This window comes from Collinsella sp. AF19-1LB (genome assembly GCF_003459655.1).
Taxonomy (GTDB): domain Bacteria; phylum Actinomycetota; class Coriobacteriia; order Coriobacteriales; family Coriobacteriaceae; genus Collinsella.
The window spans coordinates 36,769-61,972 of sequence record NZ_QRWO01000007.1 but is presented as its reverse complement, the minus strand read 5'-3'; the positions used below and the strand labels follow the sequence as shown (position 1 = coordinate 61,972).

Genomic DNA, 25,204 nt, shown 5'->3' with positions numbered 1-25,204 from the left:
CCTGTCGAGCACACCCAAAACAGCCACCTCTGTGACCTGCAGTTTTACTAAGGCAGATTCGCTTTGTGCTCTGCCTGAGCTGAAAAGTCTACTCACTTAGTCTGAATCGGAGCCAAACGGATCAAATCGAAGCCAAAATGAGCCGATCTGCCGCAAAAGACGCGTGAATCGGTACTTCTCGTAGCGAATTGACGCTATAAAGCGGTCAGAATGTCGGCGAGGCTATCGATGATGGCATCAGCGGCGGACTGATCCAGGTTGACGCCCTCGTGCGGGCGCAGCGCCAGGACGCGGGCGCCGGAGCGCTTGCCGGCCTCGATGCCCAACGGCGAGTCCTCGATAACCAGGCACTCGAACGGCTCAACATCCAGCGCCTCCATGACACGCAGGTAGATCTCGGGGTCGGGCTTAAACGCACTGCACTCGTGACCGCTGATGGTGTAATCCAGCACATCGGCGATACCGGCAATCTCCACCAGCTCGTCAATGAGCTCGCGATAGGACGAGCTCGCGATGGCACACTTGACGCCGCGCTCGTGCAGCTCGCGCATCACCGGCTCCGTCTGCTCGTTGAGCAGCTCGGCATACGGAACAGGGTGAACCGGGCTGTAGACCTGCTTGTACTCAACGCGCAAGCGCTCGCGCAGCTCAACATCGTCGGGCACCAGCGACTTCCAGATGGCAGGCTCGTTAGACCCCGAAAGATCGGGGATCTCGTCAAAGTGGAACCCCTTTTCCTCCATAAACGCCACGCGGCGACGGTTGTAGAACCACTCGGTATCGACCAGCACGCCGTCCATATCAAACAGCACTGCCTTGATCATACGCATCTCCTCCCACCTGCCAAAAAGGGACAGGTTTATTTTGGTAGGTTTTATCTGGTGTTTTGCGACGCGACAGACACGCCCCCAAAGCAAAAAGGGGACGGGGCGCAAACCCCATCCCCTCTCAATCAACCCGTAAGGTCTACTTACTTGTGATTAGTAGGAAAGCTTCCACATGTAGCGACGCATGGTCAGCGGGTGCTGACGGGCCTCGGCGATCTGGTTGCCGTACTCGCGCATAACGGCGAGGTGCAGCAGCGGGTTGAAGTAGGTGATGACGCTCGCGGGCACGGCGTCAGCCAGGCCGTAGTCCTTGGAGTCGATCAGAGCGACCTTGGCGCCCATGCGCTCAAGGAAGGTGAGGGCGCGGGCGTCCATCGGACGGGTAGCGCCATCGGACATGAAGAAGACGTAGGGCTTACCCTCGGTGGAAACCTCGAACGGGCCGTGGAAGTACTCGCCGGTGTTGTAGGCGGCGGCGTCGATCCACTGCATCTCGGTGAACAGGAAGGCGGCGTGAGAGTAAGCCATCTTCTCGGAGGCACCGGAGGCCATGAAGTAGATCATCTTGTCGTTCTTGAAGTCCTCGGCGAACTTCTTGGCGAGCTTCTTGCAGTGCTGAGCGGCGTTCTCGCAGAGATCGAAGACGTTGGTGAGGCCGGTGATCATGTCCTCGTAGTGGTCATAGCCCTCGGTCTGCTGAAGGATCTCGAGAGCAAGAGCGATGGCGTAGCCGGGCTTCTCGCACTTGGCAGCGTAGTTGGCGTGGAAGCCGTGAACGATGACGTGGTCGGCGTCGACGGTCAGAGCGGAGCCAGCCTTGTTGGTGAGGGAGACGACCGGGCAGTTGTGCTTCTTGGCGGTCTTGTTGGCCTCGACGGTCTCGGGCGTGGAGCCACCGAGGGAGCAGGTGATCACGAAGGTGTGCTCGTTGACCCAGGAAGGCGTGTCGTAGTTGAACTCGTTAGCGGTGAAGATCTGAACGTTCAGCTTGTCCGTGTTGTTGGCCAGGAAGTACTTGGCGGGGTAAAGGTCGGACATGGAAGCGCCGCAGCCGACGAAGGCGACGCTGTGGATCTCGTGGTTGGACAGGACGTCAGCGACGATCTGCTTAGGGAGGTTAAGGTCGATCTCGTACATCTGACACATTCCTTTCGATTTTTGCGGCGCCACATTGCCGGGCGCTCGCAGGGTTACCGTGATTTGGACCGAGTCGCCGGCCCGTTGAGGATGTGTCAAAGGAACTGTCCCTTTGACACATTTAGGGATGGAAGCCTGCCTGGGGTATGGGATGCCAGGCAGGCCCCCGGGGGAAAGCGATTAGGCGCTTGGTCGCGACTACGCCAGGATGCCGGCCGCGGAGAGGGCGATGCCGCCCACGATGGCGATCACGAGAAGCCAACCGGTGTTGACGTTCTTCTTGATGAGCCAGTACATAAGGCCAGTGAGGCCAAGGGAAATCATCTGGGGCATCATGCCGTCCAGGATGTCCTGGATCACGACGGTGCCCTCAGCGAACTGCAGCGGGGTGGTGGCGCCGATCAGCGTAGCGATCATGCCGCCCACGGACATAAGACCCACGATACCGCAGACATACATGAGCTTCTCCATGAGGTCGCCGCCCTGGAGCTTGCTCAGGTACTCGTGGCCGCCCTGATAGCCGATCTTGGCTGCGAACCAAGTGATCAGCACGGAGGGCACGATGGAGATGAGCATGGCCAGGATCGGGCCCATGATGGAGCCCTGCTGAGCCAGCTGAACACCCAGGCCAAAGGCGATAACGCGGATGGTGCCCTGGAAGAAGGAGTCACCGATGCCGGAAAGCGGACCCATAAGGGAGGTCTTGACCGCGTTGATCGAATCGGGGTCGAAGTTCTCGGGATCCTTGGCGTACTCTTCCTCCATGGAGGCGGCGAGGCCTAGGATGAAAGCGCTCGTCTGCGGGGTGCAGTTGTAGAACGCCATGTGACGGTGGTAAGCCTCTTTCTTAGCAGCGAGCTGCTTGGGGTCGGACTCGTCCGGATAGAGGCGATCGAGCGTGGGAACCATGCCGTAGAGGAAGCCCATGTTCATCTGACGCTCGTAGTTCCAAGAGGCCTGGATGGCCCAGGAGCGCCAGAAGAACTGGCTGACCTTCTTGTTCAGGGACACGTCCTTGGTTGCGGTTGCCATAGTGTGTTCCTCCTTAGTCTTCGTCGTCTTCGAGCGGATCGTAGTCGGAATCGACACCGGCGGCTGCATGGGAACCGTTGAACTTGAAGCCCATGAAGACGACAGCCAGGCACACACCGATCAGAGCGACCGCGATGACGGACAGGTTGAGGTAAGCGGCGAGCAGGAAACCGATGAACAGGAACGGAGTCATACCCTTCTTGATCATCATGGTGAGCAGCAGGGCCAAGCCGTAGGCGGTCATGATCTTGGTCGAAACGTTAAGACCAGTGGACAGCCACTCGGGAACCATGTTGACGATGGCCTGAACCAGGTCGGTGCCAACAAAGACGGCGAGGAAGATCGGCAGGAAGTACATGACGGCGTATAGACCGGAGCCGGCGCAGATGTGCATGCGATAGGCGGTCTTGAACTTTCCGTTATCGATCGCGCTATCTGCCACATGGGTGAGGGCGGCGATGATGGAACGGAACACGATGCCGAGGAGCTGACCCAGGACGGCGACCGGGATGGCGATCGTCATGGCGGTCTCGGCGGAAGCATCGGTCAGGCACGCAAAGGCAGCGGCCACGATGCCGCCCAGGACCATATCGGGCGGAACGGCGGCGCCGACCTGCACCAGGCCCATGGACACGAGCTCGACGGCGGCACCGACGGCAAGGCCGGTGGGCACATCGCCCAGCAGCAGACCGACGAGCGTAGCGCCAACGAGGGGCTGCTCGAAGTTAAGACGACCGAGCAGGCGGGAGTCCCACATGCAGAACACGCCGACGAGGCCGACGAGCACCGCACTGATGAACGTATTCATACCCTTCTCCTTTCAGTCAGGCAAAAGCCTGGTTGATTACAGCTTGGCGTCGATGTCGACGCTCTGATACGTGGGGGTCTGCTGGACGTAGAGCTTGATGCCCATGTCGAGCAGCTGGTTGACGTCGGCCTTCTGGGTGGCGTCGAAGAAGACGGAGCTGTCCTTGCCGCCGATCTGATCGGCACCGTCGTGGTTGGCGGTGGCGCCCAGGTTGATGGCGTCGAGCTTGTAGCCCTGGCAGAACTGCAGCATCTCGGCCGTGTTGCCAAAGACGAACATGACGCGCTCGCCGAGGGTGTTGAGCTTGTCCATCTTGGCGAGGGCACGCTCGACGGTAAAGACGTTCAGGCGCACGCCCTGGGGCTTGGCAAGCTTGAGAGCGCCCTTCTTGATGTCATCGTTGGCGGCAGCGTTGTCGACGACGATGATGCGCTCGGCCTGGACCTTGGTGGTCCAGGTAAAGACGACCTGGCCGTGCAGCAGACGGTAGTCAAGACGCGCGAGGACAATCTTGGCGGGACCGGAGCTGTGACGGGACGCCTTGGCCTTCTTGGCGGGAGCCGCGGCGACCTCGACCGGTGCGTTGGGGTTGGTCAGACCGGTGCGGGCCTCGTTGATGAGGGCCGCGAGCTCGGCGCCCTTGACGGGGACGGGGCTCATAGCGAGCGTGAGCGCCAGCGGGATGTTGAAACCGCTGACAACCGTGAACTTCGTGCCGTTCTTGGAAAGCTCGACCATGCTGTTGTTGACCGAGCTGCCGAGCATATCGGTCAGCACATAGACGGTGTCGTCCGCGTTGAACGTGGCGATCATGGCGTCCACCTTATTGGTGATGGGCTCCTTGTCGTCACGAGCAAGCGACACGACGTGGACGTTCGACACGTCGCCGAGAACCATCTCGAGCGTGTCTTTGGCGCCTGCGGCCAGGCCGCCATGAGATGCGAGAATGATCTGATTCATCTTGCCTCCTCCTTTTCGTTATGGTCATTATAACGTCTTATACGTTGCTTATATTGCTAATTAGTATAAAGACCGTTCGCGGGTGAAAATCGACCGTTGACGGGTTTAACGTACTTGAAACGTTGGGGCTGGGTAGGCCGGCGCTGGCTGGATAATCCCAGGTCGGACGCCGTGCGCAATCCCTTATCGCACGAAGTACCAGGGGCTTTCCTGCACGGTGGGCTCCAGCGCGATGCCGGTGCGTTCCTTAAACAGATCCATGTCCTGAGATTTTTCGGTCCACCACGCGTTGGGCTTAAAGGTCATGCTCTCGACAATACGTTTGGCAATGACGCTGTTGCGCAGCTTGGAGAAGTCGGTGTTCATAATCAGGATAGACGCGAGCACCAGCACGATGCCCAGGACTTTGATCGCACCGGCGGGCTCGGCGTAGACACCAATGCCCAGCAGTACGGTGACGACTGTCTCGAATGACATTACGACGGGAACTTTCGACGTCTCGAGCCCCATGGACAGGCCCTGCATATATAAGATGTAAGCCACGGCTGTGGGGATGAGTCCAAAGCCAAGGAACAGCAGCAGCAGCTGTGGCGACATTGCCGCGGCGACATCCGGCCACGGAGCCGCGATAGCCGCCATAACCGCACCGCCAAAAACAAAGCCCCAAAACGTGACAGCCAGCGGGTGGACCGTCTTGGTTGCTATTCGGCTAAACACCGCGAGCGACGCACCACAAAGGCCTGCAATCACGCCCGACGTGACGCCCCAAACCGAAAAATGAAAACCGGAAAGGTCGCCATTGGTCACTGCAAGCACGCAGCCAACGATGTTAAAGACAATGGCAACGAGCTTGTTGGGGGTCACGTCCTCGCGATAAAGCACGCGGCCAAGCATGACGCCAAACACCGGCGAGGTGTAGAGCAGCACCGAGGCCGTGGACATGCCCACCTCGCCCATGCACTCGTAATAGCAGGTGTTGGCGGCGGCCAAACCGACGATACCGACAAGCGCGCAGGGAACAAGCTCTTTAGGGCTTGCCTTGAACAGTGCCAGGGGACCCGATGCCTTTCCCTCACGAGCACCTCCCTGGCAACCCATGAATGCCAAGACCGGAGCCATTAAGACGGCACCCGACAACAAGCGAAAGGCAGCCATACTCTGGGACGTAACGCCCATGGCCGAGATGCCGTTTACAAAGATTCCGATGCTGCCCCACATAAGCGCGGCGATCAGCACCAGCACATAGCCCAGATTGCTTTTCTTCAACGCAGCCTCCTCGGTATTGTTTCCAATATGTTTCACACTACGTTATAGTCGTTATATACATTTTTCAAGGCACAAATCGGCAGACGGGAAAATCTGCTTTTCCGCTACAACCCATTAGTGCAAAGAGGCCAGGTTCATATGCACCAACTTGGTGCATATGAACCTGGCCCCAATGCACCAACCCCTTAACAAACACGACGACGCCGACGTTTTGGCAACGTCAGCGAGCGCCCGTCATTTGAGCCAAGGTGCCGTGAAATGAAAAGGCGCTGACCTTCTGGTCGCGCCTTTGAAATTGAACGGCAGATTGGCCAAATGCCGGGCGCGCAGCGTCGAGCCGTTACGCCGTTCGGTAGAACGGCGTAACTAGTAGTCCAGCTTCCACATGTAGCGGCGCGTCATGTAGTCCTTGTGGGTAACGGCAGAGAGTGCACGCATGTACACGTTGTTGAGGATCGGGGCAAAGATCAGGTGGTTGAAGTACTCGCTCACGCTGTCCTTGATGTCGTTGAGGCCGAGCTCCTTGGCGTCGAGCTGATAGACGCGCTCGCCACCGTACTGGTTGACAAAGCGGATGCCGCGCTCGTCGTTGCAGCGGCTGCGGCCGACGCTGATGAGCTGGAACAGCGAGGTGCGCTTGTCCAGGATCTCGAAGGGGCCGTGAAAGAAGTCGCAGGTGTTGATGGTGCAGGAGTCGATCTGCAGCATCTCCTGCACGTTGCAGATGCTAAAGACATAGGCGGCGCCAAAGAGCGGACCCTGAGCCATGACGTTGATGCAGGGCTTGTCGGCGTTCTGCTCGGCCCACTTGGCAGCGAGCGGACGGGTGTACTCGACGGCCTTGCGATAGATGGGATCGACCAGGTCGAAGGCGGCCATAGCGGTCTCGTACTCGGCATAGCCCTCGGTCTGCTGCGTAAGCTCCATGGCGATCATGGTCACGACGGCGGAGTTGGTGCGGCCCATGCAGGACTCATCGACGGCCAGGCTGTCATACTGGATCTTGTAGTCGCAGACTTCGGTGAGGCCGGACTCGTCGACATAGATGGCGATGGTGCTGGCGCCGTGATCCTTGGCGACCTGGGCGGCGACGATGGTCTCTTTGGTGCCGCGCATGGACACGACGACGGCCAGGGTGTTCTCGTTGACGTAGGCCGGGGTGGCGTGCACGAACTCGTTGCTGGTGTAGCTGGAGCTCACGACCTGCGTGGCCTCGTGCTCCATAAAGTACTGGGCAGGATAGTTGCCGCCGTTGGATCCGCCAGCGCCGATCCACACGACGCGCTTGATGCCGCCCTTGTCCGCCTTGTCAGCCAAAACCTGGGAGACGACGTCCTTAACCTGTTCCTGAGTAGTCATCGTGCATCAGCCTTTCTTCTCGTTTGATGCTCTCGATGGCATACAAGTTACATACATGTTTTGGTTATGTCGACTAGTTGTATGCTATATTTGTCTTAGAAATTTTGCTGGTAAAGTTTTCGACAATCCATTACCAGCGGTTTTGTTGTCATGTTGGATACATGCTTGGTTCAGTAAGCATATAAGTTAGATACAGGTTATTCGCATGAGCACTTCGTCAAAAAAGAACTTGGCCCAATACGAGCGTCTGGCGGGTACGCTGCGTGACCGCATCGCCGCCGGCACCTACGCACGCGAAGACAAGCTGCCGTCCGAGATGGAACTCATGGACGAATCGGGTCTGTCGCGCAGCACCGTGCGCCACGCCCTTAAGGTGCTCGTTGATGAGGGCCTGGTGCGCACCGAGCGCGGGCGTGGCGCCTTTGTGGCCGACACGCCCGCGCTCCACGAGAACAACCTGATGTTTTCGAGCTATACCAAGCAGGTCGAAGGCCAGGGCATGAAGCCCACCACGCGCACCGTGGACTCGGGCTTTGCCAAGGCGGCCGGCAGCATAGCTAAGTTCTTTGACGCCGCCGTGGGCAGCAAGCTCGTCAAACTTGTCCGTCTGCGTTATCTGGACGATGCGCCGCTGTGCCTGGAGACCACCTATCTGCCGCCAAGCTTCGAGGCACTCATCGACCGCGATATCAACGGTTCGCTCTACGCCACGCTGCGCCAAGAATTCCATCGCGCGCCGGCACAGGGGCACAAGACCTTTGAGGTGTGCTATGCCTCGCAAAACGAGGCGTTTTTGCTCAACGTCGAGCGCGGGCAGGCGCTGATCCTGATCACCGACTACGTCTACGACACCGACGGCCGCCCGCTGCACATCTCCAAGCGCATCCAACGCACCGACCGCGCCAAATACACCGAGCCCATCGGCTAGCGCGCCAAACCAGGCAAAATGCACCTAATATACGTTTTACCTGCGGTTTTTATAAAATCTCAAACCAGCATGGCGCAAATGCCAGCATCGCCTGGCAACGCACGCCGTCCAAGCTCAACTGTTCCTGTCCAGAATATCCAGCACCGTAAACCTAAGTGAGTAGACTTTTCGCGATCTGCCGAGCACACCCAAAACAGCCATCTCTGTGACCTGCGGTTTTAGTAAGGCAGATGCGCTTTGTGCTCGCCCTGCGCCAAAAAGTCTACTCACTTAGCTCGCAAGGCGTCCCGAGGGGACGATTCAGGTCAAAATAGCATACGAACGCCGTGCTTCTTGCGGCGATTTGATGCCACAAGACAGCCAAAAACCTGCCAAAAAGGGACAGGTCTAGTTTGGTCGGTTTTATCTGGAGCTTTGCTGCATCCGCAGGTCAATCGCCTTGGTCATACACACCCAAAACAAAAGCCGCCGCGAAGGTATCCGCATCCTTCGCAGCGGCTTGCAACGTTTGCCCAGATAAAACCTGCCAAAATAAACCTGTCCCTAAATGGCAGGTTTGGGGAGGTCGGGGAACCAGGTCGGCTTGGGTTGGTTGGGTGTGCGCTCGGCTAGGACCAGCTCCATCCAGCACATGTCGTACCAGCGGCCGAACTTTTGGGCGCAGCGATCGAAGGCGCCCACCAAACGGTAGCCCATATGGGCATGGAAATCCTGACTGTTGTGCGTCAGATACTCGTCGTCATTGTCGTGCGGCACGGCAATGAGCGCGCACATGTTGGTGATGCCCATCGCGACCAGGCATTGCTTGAGCGCATCGTGCAGCTTGCGGCCCAGCCCGCCGTGGCGCACATCGCGCGCCAGGTAGATCGAGGTCTCAACCGACCAGTCATAGGCCTCGCGGCTGTTGAGCGGACTCACATAGGCATAACCTACCGGACGCCCGTCCAGCTCCATCACCAGATACGGATAGCGCTTGAGCGTGCGCTCGATGCGCCCGGCGAACTCCTCAACGCTCGGCACCTCGTATTCGCAGGTAATCGCCGTCTGGCGCACATACGGCTCATAGATGGCAAGCAATGCCGGCGCATCATCGGGCGTCGCCAGGCGAATCGTCGGCTCGGACATCTTGGCCATACAGCCCCTCTCAAAAGCAAAGGCCGCCTTGCGCCAAACCCAGGCGCAAGGCGGCCCCTCGTCATTACATCAACCTACAGGACAGCCGCCAGCGCGTCGATGTCCTCCTGTGTCGTGGCCCAGCTGGTGCAAAAGCGCACCACGGTGTGGGTCTCGTCGTACTTTTCCCAGTACTCGATCGAAGCATGCTCGCGAATGCGGGCCATGTCCTCGTTGGGCAAAATCACAAACTGCTGGTTGGTGGGCGTCTCCAAGAAGAACTGGTAGCCGCGCTCATGCAGCACGCGACGAAGCGCCTGCGCCGTCTCAATCGCCTGGCGGCCAATCTCAAAATACAGGCCGTCGGTAAAGAGCGCCTCAAACTGAACGCCCGTCAGACGGCCCTTGGCCAGCAGCGCTCCGTGCTGCTTAATGCGCGGAATGGGGTGTGCCGGAGCGTGCATGCCGCAAAACACCACGGCCTCGCCGCAAAGCGCGCCGCACTTGGTGCCGCCAATGTAGAACACGTCGCACAGCTGCGCCAGCTCGGGCAGGGTAATGTCGCACTCATCGGCCGCCAGCGCATAGGCCAGACGGGCGCCATCCACAAACAGCGGAATCTGGCGCTTCTGGCACACCGCATGAATCGCCGCAAGCTCGGCGGCGGAGTACAGCGTGCCGTACTCGGTCGATAGGCTCACGTACACGGCACCTGGGAACACCGTGTGCTCGTAGCTCTCGTTTTCGTAAAACACCTGGATATAGCTGTCGAGATCCTCGGCATGCATCTTGCCCTCGTAGCCGGGAATGGTAAGCACCTTGTGGCCGCCAAACTCGATGGCACCCGCCTCGTGGCAGGCAACGTGGCCGGTCTCGGCTGCAACGACGCCCTCGTAGGGCGCAAGCAGCATGTCAATCACCGTCGCGTTGGCCTGTGTGCCGCCCACCAGAAAAAACACGTCGGCATCGGGTACCTGACAGGCCTCACGAATGAGCTGCTTGGCACGCTCGGTGTGCGCATCGGTACCGTAGCCGGGCTGCGGCTCCATGTTGGTATCGACGAGCGCCTGCAGCACTGCCGGATGAGCACCGTGGGAATAGTCGTTGTTGAACGCGAGCATGGCAATCCTCTCTAGCCGGGCATGGGCCCGATGATTTAAACGCCGCTATTGTACGCCGCCCGGATAGGCAATGCGCGCGGCAAGGCACTCAAGTGCCAGCACCAGGGCAAAGCCGCAGCTCACGTCAGTCAAAAAGTGCGCACCGATCACAATGCGGCCAAAGGCGACGAGCGCCGCAACCGCAGCCGCCGTCCAAAAGACCACGCGACGGCGCGACGGCTTTTCCTTAAAGGACGCCGCAGGAAGCCCGGCAAGCATAATACCGATCGCCGCGTGCGCCGTGTGTCCGCTCGCAAACGACTTAAAGCCGTCCTTGATCACGCCGGCGGCGATATAGGCCCACTTGTCGGGGTTGCCGATCACCCACCACGGCTGAAAATCGAGTCCCTGCGTCACCTCGATCACGCGCATGCGCGGGCGCGACCACAGCGGCTTGACGATCACGTTGAGGATAATGACCTGAGCGACCCACACGGCAAGCACCATCAACGCCCAGCGCGTAAGCTCGTCGGGCTCGGTCGTGCGCGTGAGGCGATAGGCGATGAGGTTGGCGACGATGACCAGCACAAACGTCAGCACCAACTGAAACGCGATGAGTTTGCCGCCAACCTTCAGAGACGAAACGATCTCATAGCCGGCCAGGCCAACGTTGACAAGGACGCCGAGCACGGCGAGCCATTTGCTCCCTCTGGAATCGGGACGCACCGCGCGCACGAGCATAACGCCCGCAACGCTCGCCGTCAGCTCAAACGGCAGCTCGCCGGCGGCCTCGATAAAGCGACCGTACATGCTGCCGATGTTGAACAGCGCGCTCGAGATCTGATAATCGAAGAAGCTGCCCACGCCCAGACAAAGGCACAGGACGACCGCGATCATGGCGACATCTTTCTTATAGATGTATCCGAACATGCTTTCCTTTCGATGGGGCTGAAATCAATCTGCGAGATGGCGGGGCAAAGATGACTTCGTCCCGCCACGTCCCCTACTTGTTAGTCGTCGTCACTAGCGCCCAACTGCTGCAGCAGCATGAGCGCCGCGGCCACGGGGCCGGTGCCGTCGTTGGCATCGAGGCCACGGCCCAAGCCGCTGCCCGCACCGGCGCCCGCCTTGTAGGGCACCGACAGCTTGCGGCTCTTGGGGAAGCTCACCGCGCCATAGCGGGTCTTAAGCTCAAAGGCCACCTTCTTGGGCACGTCGACGCCCAAAAACGTGATGCGACCGCCGCTGAGCGTGACGCTCTCGAGCCCCAGGCGCTCGCCGCGAATACGGATGCGCGCGCGGTTGAACAGGTTGAGCCCTGCCAACGGCAGCTCGCCATGCGCGGCCTCGGTCTCTTCCTGCACCTCATCGATGCTCTCCAAGTCCTCGGCCGCTGCGAGCTTACGGTACACGAGCACGCGCTGATCCACCGCCGGCAGGTACTCCTCGGACAAGAAGTAATCGGCCGGCAGGTTAATGCCCACGCTCGCCGCCTCCACGCCGGCGTCGTCGTCGCCGCGCGCCTCGGCCACGGCCTGGCCCAGCATCTGTGTAAACAGGTCAAAGCCCACGCTCGACAGATTGCCGTGCTGCTCGGCGCCCATAAGCGAGCCGGCGCCACGAATCTCCAGGTCGCGCATGGCGATGCGCATGCCGCTGCCCAGGTCCTGGAACTCGGAAAGTGCAGTCAGGCGCGCCGTGGCCTCCTCGGTGAGAGGCAGCTCGCCCGGGAACATAAAGTACGCGTAGGCCTGCGTGGCCGAGCGGCCCACACGACCCTTGAGCTGGTAGAGCTGCGCCAGGCCCAGACGCTGCGAATCCTCGATGATGAGCGTGTTGGCGGTCGCGTTGTCGATGCCGCTCTCCACGATGGTCGTGGCGATGAGCACGTCAATCTTTTTGGTCGCGAACTCGATCATCACGTCCTCGACCTCGCGCGGGCTCATCTTGCCGTGCGCCACGCCCACGCGCGCCTCGGGCGCGGCCTCGTGCACGCGCGCCACGGCATCGTCGATGGTCTTGACGCGGTTGGACACGTAATACACCTGACCGCCGCGACCCACCTCCAGACGGATCGCCGCACTCACCACGTCGGGGTCGTACTCCCCCACGTGCACGATCACGGGACGACGCCCAGTCGGCGGCGTCGTAATCAGGCTCATGTCGCGCACGCCGCTCGTGGCCATCTGCATGGTTCGCGGAATCGGCGTTGCCGAAAGCGTGAGCACGTCAATCTGCTCGCGCAGGTTCTTGAGCTGCTCCTTGTGCTGCACGCCAAAGCGCTGCTCTTCGTCGATGATCACCATGCCCAGGTTCTTGGGGTTCACGTCGGCCGAAAGCAGACGGTGCGTGCCGATGAGCACATCAATCGTGCCCTCGGCAAACGCCTTAAGCGCGCGCTTTTGCTGCGCCGGGGTGCGAAAGCGGCTGAGCACCTCGACCTCCAGGCCAAACGGGGCAAACCGCTCAAAGAAGGTCTCGTAGTGCTGTTGGGCCAGAATGGTCGTGGGGCAGAGCACCATGACCTGGCGGCCGGAGTCCACGCACTTAAACGCCGCACGCAGGGCGACCTCGGTCTTGCCGAAACCCACGTCGCCGCAGAGCAGGCGATCCATGGGCTTGGGCGCCTCCATGTCGGCCTTGATGTCGGCGATAGCCTCCAGCTGGTCGCGCGTCTCGTCGTAGGGGAAGCTCTCCTCCATCTCGATCTGCTCGGGCGTATCGGGCGGACAGGCGATACCGGTAATCGACGAGCGGCGCGTATACAGGTCGACCAGGTCAAACGCCAGCTTTTTGGCGTTCTTGCGCGCCTTGTTGGTGGCACGCGTCCAGTCGGCGGTATTGAGCCTGGTCAGGCGCGGCTTGTCGCCGTCGGGGCCAACGTAGCGCGTGATGCGGTCGACCTGCTCGAGCGGCACGTAGAGCTTGTCGCCGTCGGCATATTCCAGCAAAAAGTAGTCGCGTTCCTTGCCGCCCACTTCCTGGCGCGCGATCTCGCTAAAGAGCGCGATGCCATGCGTTGCGTGCACCACGTAGTCGCCCGGCTTAAACGGGAAGGTGATCTGCGTAATGTCAACCTTGCGGCGGCTGCGCGCGCGGTTGGCATCCATGCGGGCATTGAGGTCGGCGATCGAGAACACGGCCAAATTGGCGTCGGGCACCACCACGCCCTGCGGCAGGGCAGCGTCGACAAAGGTCACGCGCCCGCGCGAGATGGTGGGCACGGCGGCGCCGGCGGCAGCCTGCGCGGCGCCTGCCTCGAGCGAGCGGGCGTTGAGCGCGTCGGCCTTACGCTCGCGAATGGAAGCATGGGCCTCCTGACGGGCAGCACGGTCGGCAGAATCCGCCGCCGCCACGCGCACACGGTCGCCAATAGCGCCCGCGTTTTCGGGCGCGGCCGTCAGCGACTCCTCAAAGGTAATACCCTCATCGCCAAAGGTGAGCTCCATCGACTCGCGTGCACCGCGGTCGGGGATGGCAAACACGCAGGCATAGCGCTTGCCCACGACCTCCTGGATGCGCGTCATAAAGCGATTGTCCGAGCCCGCGATGGCCGGCTGCTCAATCTTGAGCTCTGCCGTCACCGCACCACCGGCACGAATCAAGCTCACGTAGTTCAAGCGCTGCTGGGCACCAAAGTCGAGCTGCTGGGCGCGCACGTACAGACCGTCCAAGCGGTCAATCCCCGCCTCGCCGGCGCGTGCCTCGATATCCTCGTAGGCGCGCAGGCAGTCGTCGAACAGCGAGCGCGGCTCGGACAGCACCACGAGCGCCTGGCCGCTCACATGCGACAGCGGGCTCACGGTCTGGCCGTACATCACCGGCAAAAAGCGGTCGAGCTCGGGCGTGACGATGCGTGCATCCACCATCTCGAGCAGCGCCGCCAGCTTACTGTCGTCCTGGCTGGCGCGGTAGAGCGCCACGTGCATGTTGTGAACGGCCTCGTCGGTGAGCGCCAGCTCGCGGCAGGGGAAGATTTCGATGCTGTCCTCGTTGCCGATAGTTTGGCCCGTGGAGCTCACCATACGGCGGATGCGGTCAATCTCGTCGCCGAAAAACTCAATGCGCACGGGCGCCTTTTCCTGCGCGGGAAATACCTCGACGGTGTCGCCATGCACGCGGAACAGGCCGGGCGCGTCGGCGGCACCGGCATTGGTATAGCCCATGCCCACCAGGCGCTGCGGCACCTCGTCAAAAGGGATCTCCTCGCCCACCGCAAAGGTCGTGGACTCCCAGTAGCGGCTCTCGACTGGCGGCACGCAACGCAGCAACGCGCGGGCCGAGGCAACCATAATGCAGTTGTCACCGCGCACGATGCGTCCCAGGGCCTCGCAGCGCTGCGCCACCACGGCATCGTCGGGCGCCTGCTCGCGCCACGGGTAGTCCTTGCGCTCGGGAAAGCGGCACACGTGCGCCAGGCCCACATAGGCGGCCAGGCTGCGCGCGGCGCGATCGGCAGCGTCCTCGCCGCTCACGATATAGACCGTGGGACGCGGACGGCGCGCAAACTGGGCGGCCGCCATAAGCGTGCGACCCGACTGCGACACGGCCAACGTCACGTCCTCGCCGGCATCGAGTCCGGCCTCGACGGTCTGCAGTGCCTCGGCAGTGTAGAGCTGCGCGGCTATACGGTGAATGAGCATGCTGTTCCTCCGGCATCGCAACGCCAAAAGCCCGCCGGGGCAAGCTCGGCGGGTCGTACGTCAAAGATCATTGTTTGTCATGGTAGCGCATGGAGAGGACTCCTGCTCAAGGGCAAACCCGGCCCTGCAAAAAACGCCAGACGAAGATGCATTCCGCCCTACCCCGCTACGCGCACGCTGGGGCACAAATCTGCCAGCGGACACTCGTCGCACTTGGGTTTGCGGGCATCGCAGATTTCGCGACCGAAGGTGATCCACTGATGGTTGACCGACTCCCAATACTCGTGCGGCAAAATCTTGAGCAAATCCTGCTCGGTCTTGAGCGGCTCCTTGGCATGCGTCCTGGGACTCAACATCAGGCGGTGCGCAATGCGGTTGACGTGCGTGTCCACCGCAATGCCCTCCACGATGCCATACCCCACGTTGAGCACGATGTTCGCCGTCTTGCGTCCCACGCCCGGCAGCTTTACAAGCTCCTTCATGTCGGCCGGCACCTCGCCGCCATAGTCGGCGACGATCATCTGCGCGGCCTCGACGGCATGCTTGGCTTTGCTCTTGTAGAAGCCAAGTGACTTGATGGTGTCTGCCACGTCAGCCACGCTCGCCCCGGCCATGGCCTCGGGCGTGGGCCACTGGGCAAACAGCCGCGGCGTCACCTTGTTGACCTGCGCGTCGGTCGTTTGCGCCGAGAGTAGCACCGCGATCAGCAGGCGGAAGGGATTCTCGTGGTCCAAAAAGCACTCGACTGGGCCATAGCGACGGTTGAGGCGCTCGCACACCTCGATAGCGCGCTCGCGCTTGGCGGCATTGGTCTCGCGTGGCATAACGACTCCTCGGCTCAACGGCACAATCAACTTATGGGCACAATTGTCCCACGTCCGAGACGCTTACGCCTCCAAGAATGCGCCGGTCTGACGGCTCCACAGGCTCGCGTACTCGCCACCCGCCTCGACGAGCTGCGCATGCGTGCCGTCCTCGACAATCTCACCATCGGCCAGCACCACAATGCGGTCGAGCGCCGCCACGGTGGACAGGCGGTGCGCCACCACAATGGAGGTGCGCCCGCGCATCAGGTTCTCGAGCGCCTCCTGCACCAGCGCCTCGGACTCGCTGTCCAGGGCAGAGGTCGCCTCGTCGAGCACTAGAATCGGCGCGTCGGTTAGGATGGCGCGGGCGATAGCCACGCGCTGACGCTGGCCGCCCGAGAGCTTGACGCCGCGCTCACCCACCATGGTGTCAAAGCCACGGGGCAATCGGTCGATAAACTCCAGGGCATTGGCCAGGCGCGCGGCTTCGCGAATCTGCTCATCAGTGGCGTTGGGACGACCGTAGGCAATGTTTTCGCGAATGGAGCGGTGGAACAGCAGCGCCTCCTGCGGCACGTAGGCAACCTGGCGGCGCAGGCTTTGCTGCGTGCAGCGCGAGACATCCTGACCGTCCACGAGCACGCGGCCGCCCTGGACATCGTCCAGGCGCAGCAGCAGCTTGGTGAGCGTCGTCTTACCCGAGCCCGATTTGCCCACCAGGCCCACGCGCTGGCCCGCCGCCACATGAAGTGTCAGGTCATCGAACACGTTCTCGCCCGCCGCAGCGTCACGGTACGCAAAGCTCAGGTGCTCAAAATCAATCGCGCCCTCGGTTACTTTGAGCTCAGGGGCGTCCGGGTCGTCTGCCACCAAACGTGGCTCGTCCAGCACGCGCGTCATCTCTGCCGCATCGCCCAAAGCGCGGTTGATACGCTGCATCATGGAACTCACGTAGTTCAGGCGCATGGTGAGGTTATAGGTGTAGGTAAAGATCATGACGAGCGAGCCCGCCGAGATGCCAAACCACGCGTTGCCGCCCGCCACGAACACACTCACCACGGCCATGGTGATGACGATAAGGCCCGAGGTCGTAAAGTTGCGCTGCATCATGGCGTGCATCGAGACCGTCTCGGCGTCGCGCGCGGCACGATCGGCGGCGTCGAACAGATCGCGTTCGAAGTCCTCGCGCCCGCAGGTCTTGACGGCCAAGATGTTCGTGACCGCGTCGGAGAGCACGCCCGAGAGCTTGTTCTGCGCGGCGGACGTCGCGGCCGAAAGCGGCATGATGCGCTTGTACATAAGCCAGACAAACGCAATGTAGACGACCATGATGCACACCAGGATCACGGTAAATGTGGGCACCACCGGAGCGAGCGCCGCCACCGTGCAAATGACCGAGGTGATAGTGGGGATGAGCGAATACACCGTCACGTCCACCAGACCCGTGTAGCCGCTCATAAAACGGCTCGTCTGGCTCACGAGCGATCCGCCAAAGCGGCTGGTGTGGAATGTCATGGATTGATTGGAGAGCGTGTCAAAGCACAGGCGCGCCAGGTGATAGTTGCCCGCAATCTCGAGCTTGTAGACGGTGTAGTCCTGTAGCTTGGAGAGGATCTGGCCCACCAGGTTAACGAGTACGAGCGCCAGAATGTAAGGGCCAAAGACCTCAAACACCTGGTCGCCCGCCACGGGGCCGGCTTGGACGCGGTCGACGATGAGGGCCATAACGTAGGTGTTGGCAAACGTGAGCAAAAAGATGTAGCCCGCCGACGAGAACACCGAGAGAAAGACAATCAGCGGCTGTGTGCGCGTGACACCCCAAAACCGCCGCAGCGTGCGGCGCACAGTGGAGCGTTTGAGCGGACTGGTGCTTCTCTGAGACATGGGCTTCCTTTCGCGTCTGATAGGGCGAAACGCCATTGTTGCACATTGAAGCGCACTTCAGGCAAGCACGATGCGAAAAGCAGCGGGGCACCCGCGTTTACACCGGCGCCCCGCCGTCAGATGCAGCTAGTCCTCGTCTTTTTGGCCTGCGAGCAGCTCCGCGGATGTGAGCCCCAAAATCTCATCGGCTTGGTCGGCATCCTCCAGCGCGTCGATGTCCTTGAGCTTGCGCTCCATGACGTTGGTGCGCGTGGTAATGATGCCCTCGACCGTTTTGCCCGCGGTCTCGATCTGCTGCTGGGCGCGGCGCAGCGCCGCCTGATAGCGCGGCAGCTCGGCCTTGACGGCGGAGAGCACGCGCAGCACGTCGTCGGTACGTTTTTGCAGCCTAAACGTCTGGTAGCTCATCTGCAGGCTGTTGAGAATGGCGGCCATGGTGCTGGGACCGGCTACGTTGACGTGATAGTCGCGGCCCAGGATCTCGATAAGCCCGGGGCGGCTGACGATCTCGGCGTACAGCCCCTCAAACGGCACGAACATGATGCCAAAGTTGGTCGTTGCCGGCACACTCAGGTACTTTTCGCAGATGTCCTTGGCCTCGCGCTTGACCATGGTGTCGAGCGTCTTGCGCGCAGCCGCCACGGTCTCCGCATCGCCCGACTCCTGCGCGTCGAGCAGATGCTCGTACGCATCACCCGGGAATTTGGAGTCAATCGGCAGCAGCACGGGGTCGCCCTCGTCTACCGGCAGCTTGACGGCAAACTCAACACGCTCCGAGGCGCCGGGCTTGGTGGCAACGTTTTCCAGATACTGGTCGGGCGTAAGGATGTCCGCCAGGATCGCGCCCAGCTGCACCTCGCCCAAAATGCCACGCGCCTTCACATTGCCCAGCACGCGTTTAAGGTCGCCCACGCCGGTGGCGATAGACTGCATGTCGCCCAGGCCCTTGTACACGGCCTCGAGCTGGTCGCTCACCTGCTTAAACGATGCCGACAGTCGGTCGTTGAGCGTGCGAGAGAGCTTCTCGTCCACCGTCGCACGCATTTGGTCGAGCTGCACGTTGTTGTCTTTGCGGATGGCGCCCAGCTGAGCATCGACCGTCTCGCGCACCTTGTCCAGGCGATGCTCGATGCCTTCGCGGTTGGCGCCAAGCTGTTGGGCCGTCTCGCGGCGCAGGTCATCCATACGGTCGCCGGCCTGCGAGAACTCGCGCGCAATGGTCAGGTAGCGCTGCTGCTCTACGGCGGCATCGGTCGTCTGCTGCTGCGCGATGGCATTTGCCGTGCGGCGGGTTTCGGCCAACGCGACGTTCAGGGTGTCGAGCGTGCTGTTGGCCTGCTCGAGCGCTACCAGCGTTTCCGCGCTACTGTCGCCACGCTCCCGCAGCTCGGCACGCAGGCTCTTGAGCTGGAGGGCGCAAGCCACAGCAACCCCCACCGCCACCAAGGCAATCACAACAAGCGCAATATCAATAGCAGACATAAACTCCGCCCAACAAACCCAATCGAGCACCAATCAAAACCGCGATCAATCTTACCCCGCCACACGCACCGGGCGGCCGGCCCCTTCTTGGGTGCCCCTCTCCTCCGCATATTCCATAATGCGACGCGCCGTCTCCCTGCTCACCTTTGAGTCATCGCCGGCCAAGTATGCGTATACGTTTCCCTTATTCAGATTCAAATCGCGGCAGAGACCGTAGCGCGTTACGCCCGATTCCCCTAGCGCCCCCAATGTTCTTTTTCGCATCAGGGCGTTGATCCTTCTGTCCGCCACTGGCTTTTCCTTCACCGCTCTATACGCACGCCAAACGTTGGCATAACGGTTAGGGAGCTCACTTTTGGCGCATAGAGACGCCATGCCACCCGCTTGATCGTACAAGGACAAAACGCCTCGGTAATCCTCTTCCATCCACGAGCCCTCGGATAAACCCAGAACGTATTCGGCTTTTCCTTGCGCCAAAGCGAGCAAAAACAGAGGCTCCGCCACGCGCGGCGCAACCGTCGTCGCCTGCTCAACCAGTTTTCTAAAACTCAGCGACTGCTGTCCGGATAGCTCCCGGCAATAGCCTTTCAAAAATCCCTCAAAAGTCAGATTCAACCGAGCACCTCCTTTTTGTATTACCTGTATCCCTTATTATTATTCATCTTCAATAATACTATTCAGTCGCACGACAGAACCCACAGGATGCAAGGATTCCACTCGTGGCGATAATCCCTACACCCTAGAAGTCCTAATGCGACAAACGCTAGCTCTCCCAGCCGGCGCGGATGGTTGTTATGACGTCATCTAGGCGCTGGCCCAGGGCCGCTAGATGTTTGAGCACCTCGTTGGGCGATGCACCGTTGAGGATGCACGTGAGGGCATACGACGCCAGAAAGATGGCCGCAAGCCCCAACGGGATGAGCACGATCATCGCCAACGTACGCAGGCGCTGGGCCCAGCGACGGCGACGCGCACGATGCTTGTCGAACGCGAGCTCCTGCGCATATGAATCTTGCTGTACGGAATAGGCCTCTGGCGCCGATTCACACCCGGGCACAGCTGCAGGTACAGCAGCGGGCACGACGTTTTGCACGGGCGCCTGGTTGGCAACCCCTTGCATTTGCATCTCCATGAGTCGTTGCTGCTGACGCAGCATGCGCTCAGCTTGTTGCTGCGGAGTCTCAAGAAACAGATCCATGCTGGCCTCCAAAATCGGAGCATTCGACGCTTACGACCAGCATCCCGCACCGCCATGACCGCGACAACGCAATCGCCGGCAATAGCCACAAAGTTTCTTTTGCTCAAAAGCTGTCGAAAAGCTCAACAACTCCCCTACCAGCACTTTCTCTGAGCTTTTTTCGCCAACAATCTTTTGGCCTTCCACCCTTACGCCAACTGACCAAAATCTAACCAATAGCTTGACGAAAATTGTGGAGACCGGGACCCCACAAAAACGTGCCGCCCCAAAAAGGGGCGGCACACAACCTTTTTTATCAGCTTTTCTGTATCGAGCACGCGACGACCCAACGCCGGAGCGCAAGGCGGGGAAATACCTTTGCCTCGCGCGACTCTGCGAAGCCGTGAGCGAGAGGGAAAGGTATTTCCCCGCCCTGCGCTCCGCAGCAGCCAGCGCCAAGCGCTAGTAGTTCACCACCTGCTCCTCAAAGTACGCCTTGGGGTGGTTGCACACCGGGCACACCTCAGGCGCCTCGGCACCCACATGCAGGTGCCCGCAGTTCAGGCACTTCCACACCTTTACGCCCTCACGCTCAAACACCTCGCCCGACTCGATACGCTCGACGAGCTTGTTGTAGCGCTCCTCGTGGGCCTTCTCGACGGCGGCGACACCACGGAACTTTGCGGCAATCTCGGCAAAGCCCTCTTCCTCGGCGGTCTTGGCAAACTCGTCGTACATCGTGGTCCACTCGTAGTTCTCACCCGCGGCGGCATCGCGCAGATTGTCCAGGGTATCGGGGACGGCGCCATCGTGCAGATACTTAAACCACAGTTTGGCGTGCTCGGACTCGTTGCCAGCCGTCTCGGCAAAGATGTTCGAGATCTGAACGTAGCCGTCCTTCTTTGCCTTGGAGGCATAGTAGCGATACTTGGTGTGTGCCTGGGACTCACCAGCAAAAGCGGTCTCGAGGTTCTTCTTGGTTTGGGAATTCTCAAAATCCATAGGTGTACTTCCCTTCAACGCATGCCGCCCGTAGGCTTCGAGCGGCCTCGTCTTTAGGATGCCCTCATGTCGGAAATCTAAACCTTACAATCCTGTTCTTCAGATTTGCACGGGCTAGATGCTCAGCCAGCGATCGCCCTCGGCTCGGCAAAAGCCCTCACGCTCCAGGTCGGCCAGAATGCCCGCGACAAGCTCGCGCTCGACCGGCCCGCGCCCAGCCGCCGCTTCCATATCGTTAACGCCCACCACGGCATCAGCAAGCGTAATCCCCGCCGGTTGGCCATCGCGCGCTGCCAGCAACATGCGCACGATATGCGCGCGCTTTTGGCGACGTGAGCCCTCAAACTTTGATTGACGGCTATAGCCCGCCGAGCGCCTGGACGGATTGGGCAACGTCTTTTTTAGATATGCGCCGTAATCCAGCAACGCGTAATACCACGCGCGCGGCGTGTCGGCATCATCGAGCGGCACGGCAAAGGGAGCGATCTCGTCGGTCGCCGCACCGGGGGCCGCCGGACAGGCCGCCTGAATCAGCGGCACCAGCTCGCGGTCGGGAACAGCCGGTACATCGGGAAAGAAGTGATGCAGAAAGACCGTGCGCACGTTGGTCTCCAGATACACGCCTGGAAGGTCAAACGCAAACGACCGGATACCTTGCGCCGTTGCCGGGCCAATACCAGGCAGAGCGACCAAGTCACGCGTCTCACGCGGAAACTCATCGTCCCAGTCCTCCACAACGCGCTGAGCGGCCTTGTGGAGCGCCAGAGCGCGTCGGTTGTAGCCCATGCCCTGCCAAGCGTCCAAAACATCGGAAGGCGCGGCTTGGGCAAGCGCCTGCACGGTCGGAAAGCGATCGAGCCACGCCGGCATACGCGTCTCCACGCGTGGCACCTGTGTTTGCTGCAACATGACCTCGGAAAGCCAAATGATGTACGGATCGCGCGTGCGGCGCCACGGAAGGTCGCGATAACGCAGGACCCCTTCCGAACGAATCATCGAACGAAAGGGGTCCTGAATCATATCTATGCTCCTTATGCGGCGCTATTCCTCCCGGCATGTATACGCACAGGTGGCGTACTCGGGAAACGCTTCGCGGTCGGCGAACTTGGGATCGACGGCCGGGAACTGGCGGTGAGCGACGATGTCGCCGAGCGAAACGGAATCGAGGTAGTCGCGCATCAATGCTTGAGCTCCGGCCCACAGGGGATGATAGCAGCACGTGCCCATGCGCGCACAGTCGCCATCGGGTGCGGTGCAATCATTCATAACCATAGGGCCCTGAACGGCCTCGACGACCTGACGAATGGTAACGTCGTCCGGACTGACCTTGAGACGCATGCCACCGTGGACGCCACGCAGGCTCTCCACAATACCGGCCTGGACCAAACCGTGCTGAATCGAGCGGGCAAACGAATACGGGACATTGACCTCTTCGGCAGCGGTGCGAACAGAAAGCAAACGCTCCGGATCCTCGGCAAGCATCGCCAACATACGAAGGGCGTAATCAGTCTTCCTCGATATGTCCATTTTTCCCCTTTCAAGGAATACGAACAGCTCGAACGAGCTCCGGGGCCGAGCTTGTGTCGAGACGCTAAATGACCGCAGGACATCCAAATGGTAAATCGGATATCCACTGAATGCCGCGCTTGGAGCGAAATGCATCAGATGCGGCCCACAGTGCAATTTAGTATAACCTAACCCCCTGCTTCGTTGAACAGGTGTTGCGCAACAAAGCTGTTGTTTAGACAGATATGCTTATTAGATTTTACTTGCGTTCCCGAAGGGGCGGGGATTCTGGGCGAAGATGCGCCAGGGCGATCGTTCTATCGAAACAAAGTGCATCAAACGCAAAAAGCCACGTCCGAAGACGTGGCTTTAATTGCGTTGGCGGGAAGTACGGGGCTCGAACCCGCGACCTCCGACGTGACAGGCCGGCGCTCTAACCAAACTGAGCTAACTCCCCAGGCAGACGTTCGCGTTTGTTTCCGCTCGCGTGCGCTGCGGGGATTAGTATACACAGAAGTCTGTCCGGCGCGCAACAACTTTTTTGAAAAAATTTTTGGGGCCATCCGGGAGGGTCTCCGGGGCTGGGGGCGGGGGTTAAGTTTGCTGCTCTACAGTCCTGCGCAAGACGGAAAGCACATTAAGTGCTTTCCTTTGCGTGCGGAACTCGCGACAAACTTAACCCCCGCCCCCAGCCCCGGAGACCCTCCCTGCCGTCACATTATTCAACCAGTTTTGCGGGCGTGCGCCGCTGCGCGGCTAGCCCGCGTGCTTCCCGGCGGGGTTGGTCTGATTGTTCTGGTTGGACTTCTGACTTTGGCTCAAAGAAAAACGGGAGATGCGTTGTGCATCCCCCGTTTTTGTTGCGGTTAGTCCAAGTCAATAAACTTAGTGGTCAGTATCTTGCCGTCTTTGACGAGCATTCTGGCCATGGTGGGGCCTCGGGTGCCTCTGGGATAGCTGGCGCTGCCCGGGTTGAGGACTAGGCAGCGGCCCACTTGGGCTTCTTTGGTTACGTGGGTGTGGCCGTTGATGGCTACGTCTACGGATCCCACCGGAAGGTCTTCGCGGTAGTGGGCTACGGCGAATTTGAGGCCTTCGTAGGTAAAGAGCGCAAGACGGTCTACATCGGGGCCGTAGTCGCGGTAGTAATCGTTGTTGCCCAATACGGCCCGCACGGGGGCGATGGTGCATAGGTGCTCGTAGTCCATCTCTGACGTAAGGTCGCCGGCGTGGATGATCAGGTCTGCGCCCTCAAGCTCATCCAAGAGCGCAGGCGATAAATAGCCGTGGGTGTCCGAGATGATGTCGATGCGCTTGGCGCTTGCGCTGTTCATGGGATCCCTTCCGCAAAAAACGATTCGGCAGATACATACAAAAAAGGCCCCACGGCCCCGCAGACGATGGGTCTACAGGGCTGCGGGGCCAGTGTGCTAGAGGCTCAGGGCCTTCTTGAGCGGCACGACGCGGCGGCGCGAAACCGGCACGCGTTCGTCGACGCCCGTAATGCCCAGCTGGATGGCGCCCGAGGGCACCGTCTCAACGTCCGTGACGCACGCCAAGTTGACGATATAGCGGCGGTGAACACGGAAGAAGCCAAAATCGCAGAGCTTGGCCTCAAACTGCGCCAGCGAGGTCGTCGACAAAAAGCGATCATCGACGGTATAGATGCAGGAGTAATCGTCCTTGGCCATGATAAAGCGAATGTCGTCCACGGGAATGAGCACCTTGCGGCCGCCCTTTTCCACCGGGATACGCTCGATGGTCACCTTGCTGTCCGTAACCGGCTTGGCGCGTTGCATGACCTTCTCGATCGCGCGATCCAAGCGAGCTTCCTCGACCGGCTTCATCAGATAATCGACGGCATCCACGTCGAATGCCTCGACCGCATGGTCGCTATACGCAGTCACAAACACGATCGCCGGCGGATTTTTGAGCTTATGCAGCGCCTCGGCAAGTTGCAGGCCCGAGGCACCGGGCATCGAGATATCGAGAAACACGACATCCACGCGACTTTCCATAAGCATCTCGATGGCGGAGCGGACGCTCGACGCCTCCGTGATCGTGCCGATCTTGCCCGTTTGCTCGAGCAGGAAGCGAAGCTCCGAGCGAGCCGGCGCCTCATCATCCACAATCATCGCACGCAGCATAGGGATAAAACCTTTCGTCAACTAACT

Annotated in this window: 22 protein-coding genes and 1 tRNA gene; 1 reads left to right on the top strand and 22 read right to left on the bottom strand. The window is 60.5% G+C overall.

The features are described 5' to 3' along the window. Window positions 1-194 precede the first annotated feature (194 nt). The 7 genes from DWX39_RS03240 to DWX39_RS03210 form a co-directional block, all read right to left on the bottom strand. Entirely contained in the window at window positions 195-824 is a 630-nt protein-coding gene (locus DWX39_RS03240) for an HAD family phosphatase (RefSeq protein ID WP_158561606.1), read from the bottom strand. 156 nt (window positions 825-980) lie between these two features. After that, complete coding sequence (locus DWX39_RS03235; protein ID WP_233508845.1) at window positions 981-1,964, bottom strand: SIS domain-containing protein; 984 nt, start codon at window positions 1,962-1,964, stop codon at window positions 981-983. A gap of 198 nt (window positions 1,965-2,162) precedes the next feature. Continuing rightward, entirely contained in the window at window positions 2,163-2,996 is an 834-nt protein-coding gene (locus DWX39_RS03230) for a PTS system mannose/fructose/sorbose family transporter subunit IID (protein ID WP_117640939.1), read from the bottom strand. Between the two features lie 13 nt (window positions 2,997-3,009). Beyond that, window positions 3,010-3,804, bottom strand: coding sequence for a PTS sugar transporter subunit IIC (locus DWX39_RS03225; protein WP_006235136.1), 795 nt, complete (start codon window positions 3,802-3,804; stop codon window positions 3,010-3,012). Between the two features lie 36 nt (window positions 3,805-3,840). Next, on the bottom strand, window positions 3,841-4,764 hold the full coding sequence (locus DWX39_RS03220; protein WP_117758489.1) for a PTS mannose/fructose/sorbose transporter subunit IIAB: 924 nt from the start codon (window positions 4,762-4,764) through the stop codon (window positions 3,841-3,843). Window positions 4,765-4,947: 183 nt separating this feature from the next. Further along, a complete protein-coding gene (locus tag DWX39_RS03215) occupies window positions 4,948-6,030 on the bottom strand; it encodes a DMT family transporter (protein WP_117758488.1) in 1,083 nt (360 codons plus the stop codon). A gap of 366 nt (window positions 6,031-6,396) precedes the next feature. Continuing rightward, window positions 6,397-7,389, bottom strand: a complete 993-nt coding sequence (locus tag DWX39_RS03210) for an SIS domain-containing protein (RefSeq protein WP_006235139.1) — start codon at window positions 7,387-7,389, stop codon at window positions 6,397-6,399. Window positions 7,390-7,594: 205 nt separating this feature from the next. Here DWX39_RS03210 and DWX39_RS03205 point away from each other — a divergent pair, with 205 nt between their 5' ends. After that, the gene (locus DWX39_RS03205; protein ID WP_117634403.1) at window positions 7,595-8,317 is read left to right on the top strand and encodes a GntR family transcriptional regulator; all 723 of its coding nucleotides are present in this window, start codon (window positions 7,595-7,597) and stop codon (window positions 8,315-8,317) included. Window positions 8,318-8,860: 543 nt separating this feature from the next. Here the strand turns inward: DWX39_RS03205 and DWX39_RS03200 are convergent. The 15 genes from DWX39_RS03200 to DWX39_RS03130 all read right to left on the bottom strand — a co-directional run bounded on the left by DWX39_RS03200 (window position 8,861) and on the right by DWX39_RS03130 (window position 25,177). Then, window positions 8,861-9,451, bottom strand: coding sequence for a GNAT family N-acetyltransferase (locus tag DWX39_RS03200; RefSeq protein ID WP_117758487.1), 591 nt, complete (start codon window positions 9,449-9,451; stop codon window positions 8,861-8,863). A gap of 74 nt (window positions 9,452-9,525) precedes the next feature. Then, window positions 9,526-10,551, bottom strand: coding sequence for a low specificity L-threonine aldolase (locus tag DWX39_RS03195; RefSeq protein ID WP_117758486.1), 1,026 nt, complete (start codon window positions 10,549-10,551; stop codon window positions 9,526-9,528). 45 nt (window positions 10,552-10,596) lie between these two features. Next, window positions 10,597-11,460, bottom strand: coding sequence for a phosphatase PAP2 family protein (locus DWX39_RS03190; protein WP_117758485.1), 864 nt, complete (start codon window positions 11,458-11,460; stop codon window positions 10,597-10,599). An 80-nt stretch (window positions 11,461-11,540) separates the two neighbouring features. Further along, complete coding sequence (mfd, locus tag DWX39_RS03185; RefSeq protein ID WP_117758484.1) at window positions 11,541-15,173, bottom strand: transcription-repair coupling factor; 3,633 nt, start codon at window positions 15,171-15,173, stop codon at window positions 11,541-11,543. Between the two features lie 158 nt (window positions 15,174-15,331). Next, the gene (gene nth, locus DWX39_RS03180) at window positions 15,332-15,997 is read right to left on the bottom strand and encodes an endonuclease III (RefSeq protein ID WP_117758483.1); all 666 of its coding nucleotides are present in this window, start codon (window positions 15,995-15,997) and stop codon (window positions 15,332-15,334) included. Window positions 15,998-16,060: 63 nt separating this feature from the next. Then, on the bottom strand, window positions 16,061-17,863 hold the full coding sequence (locus tag DWX39_RS03175; protein WP_117758482.1) for an ABC transporter ATP-binding protein: 1,803 nt from the start codon (window positions 17,861-17,863) through the stop codon (window positions 16,061-16,063). Between the two features lie 126 nt (window positions 17,864-17,989). Then, window positions 17,990-19,345 (bottom strand): DNA recombination protein RmuC, encoded by a 1,356-nt coding sequence (locus tag DWX39_RS03170; protein WP_117758481.1) that lies wholly within the window; start codon window positions 19,343-19,345, stop codon window positions 17,990-17,992. 51 nt (window positions 19,346-19,396) lie between these two features. After that, the gene (locus DWX39_RS03165; RefSeq protein ID WP_117758480.1) at window positions 19,397-19,960 is read right to left on the bottom strand and encodes a transcriptional regulator; all 564 of its coding nucleotides are present in this window, start codon (window positions 19,958-19,960) and stop codon (window positions 19,397-19,399) included. 148 nt (window positions 19,961-20,108) lie between these two features. Then, a complete protein-coding gene (locus tag DWX39_RS03160) occupies window positions 20,109-20,543 on the bottom strand; it encodes a hypothetical protein (RefSeq protein ID WP_117758479.1) in 435 nt (144 codons plus the stop codon). A gap of 441 nt (window positions 20,544-20,984) precedes the next feature. Further along, on the bottom strand, window positions 20,985-21,524 hold the full coding sequence (gene rbr, locus DWX39_RS03155; RefSeq protein WP_055252097.1) for a rubrerythrin: 540 nt from the start codon (window positions 21,522-21,524) through the stop codon (window positions 20,985-20,987). A 114-nt stretch (window positions 21,525-21,638) separates the two neighbouring features. Then, window positions 21,639-22,544, bottom strand: coding sequence for an adenine glycosylase (locus DWX39_RS03150; RefSeq protein ID WP_117758478.1), 906 nt, complete (start codon window positions 22,542-22,544; stop codon window positions 21,639-21,641). A gap of 21 nt (window positions 22,545-22,565) precedes the next feature. Further along, on the bottom strand, window positions 22,566-23,051 hold the full coding sequence (locus DWX39_RS03145; RefSeq protein ID WP_117564951.1) for an Rrf2 family transcriptional regulator: 486 nt from the start codon (window positions 23,049-23,051) through the stop codon (window positions 22,566-22,568). Window positions 23,052-23,409: 358 nt separating this feature from the next. After that, a tRNA-Asp gene (locus tag DWX39_RS03140) sits at window positions 23,410-23,487 on the bottom strand. Window positions 23,488-23,896: 409 nt separating this feature from the next. After that, entirely contained in the window at window positions 23,897-24,364 is a 468-nt protein-coding gene (locus DWX39_RS03135) for a YfcE family phosphodiesterase (RefSeq protein WP_055252090.1), read from the bottom strand. A gap of 96 nt (window positions 24,365-24,460) precedes the next feature. Then, window positions 24,461-25,177 carry a LytTR family DNA-binding domain-containing protein gene (locus tag DWX39_RS03130; protein ID WP_006235156.1) on the bottom strand — a complete coding sequence of 239 codons (717 nt, stop codon included), beginning with the start codon at window positions 25,175-25,177 and terminating at the stop codon, window positions 24,461-24,463. Between the last annotated feature and the right edge of the window lie 27 nt (window positions 25,178-25,204).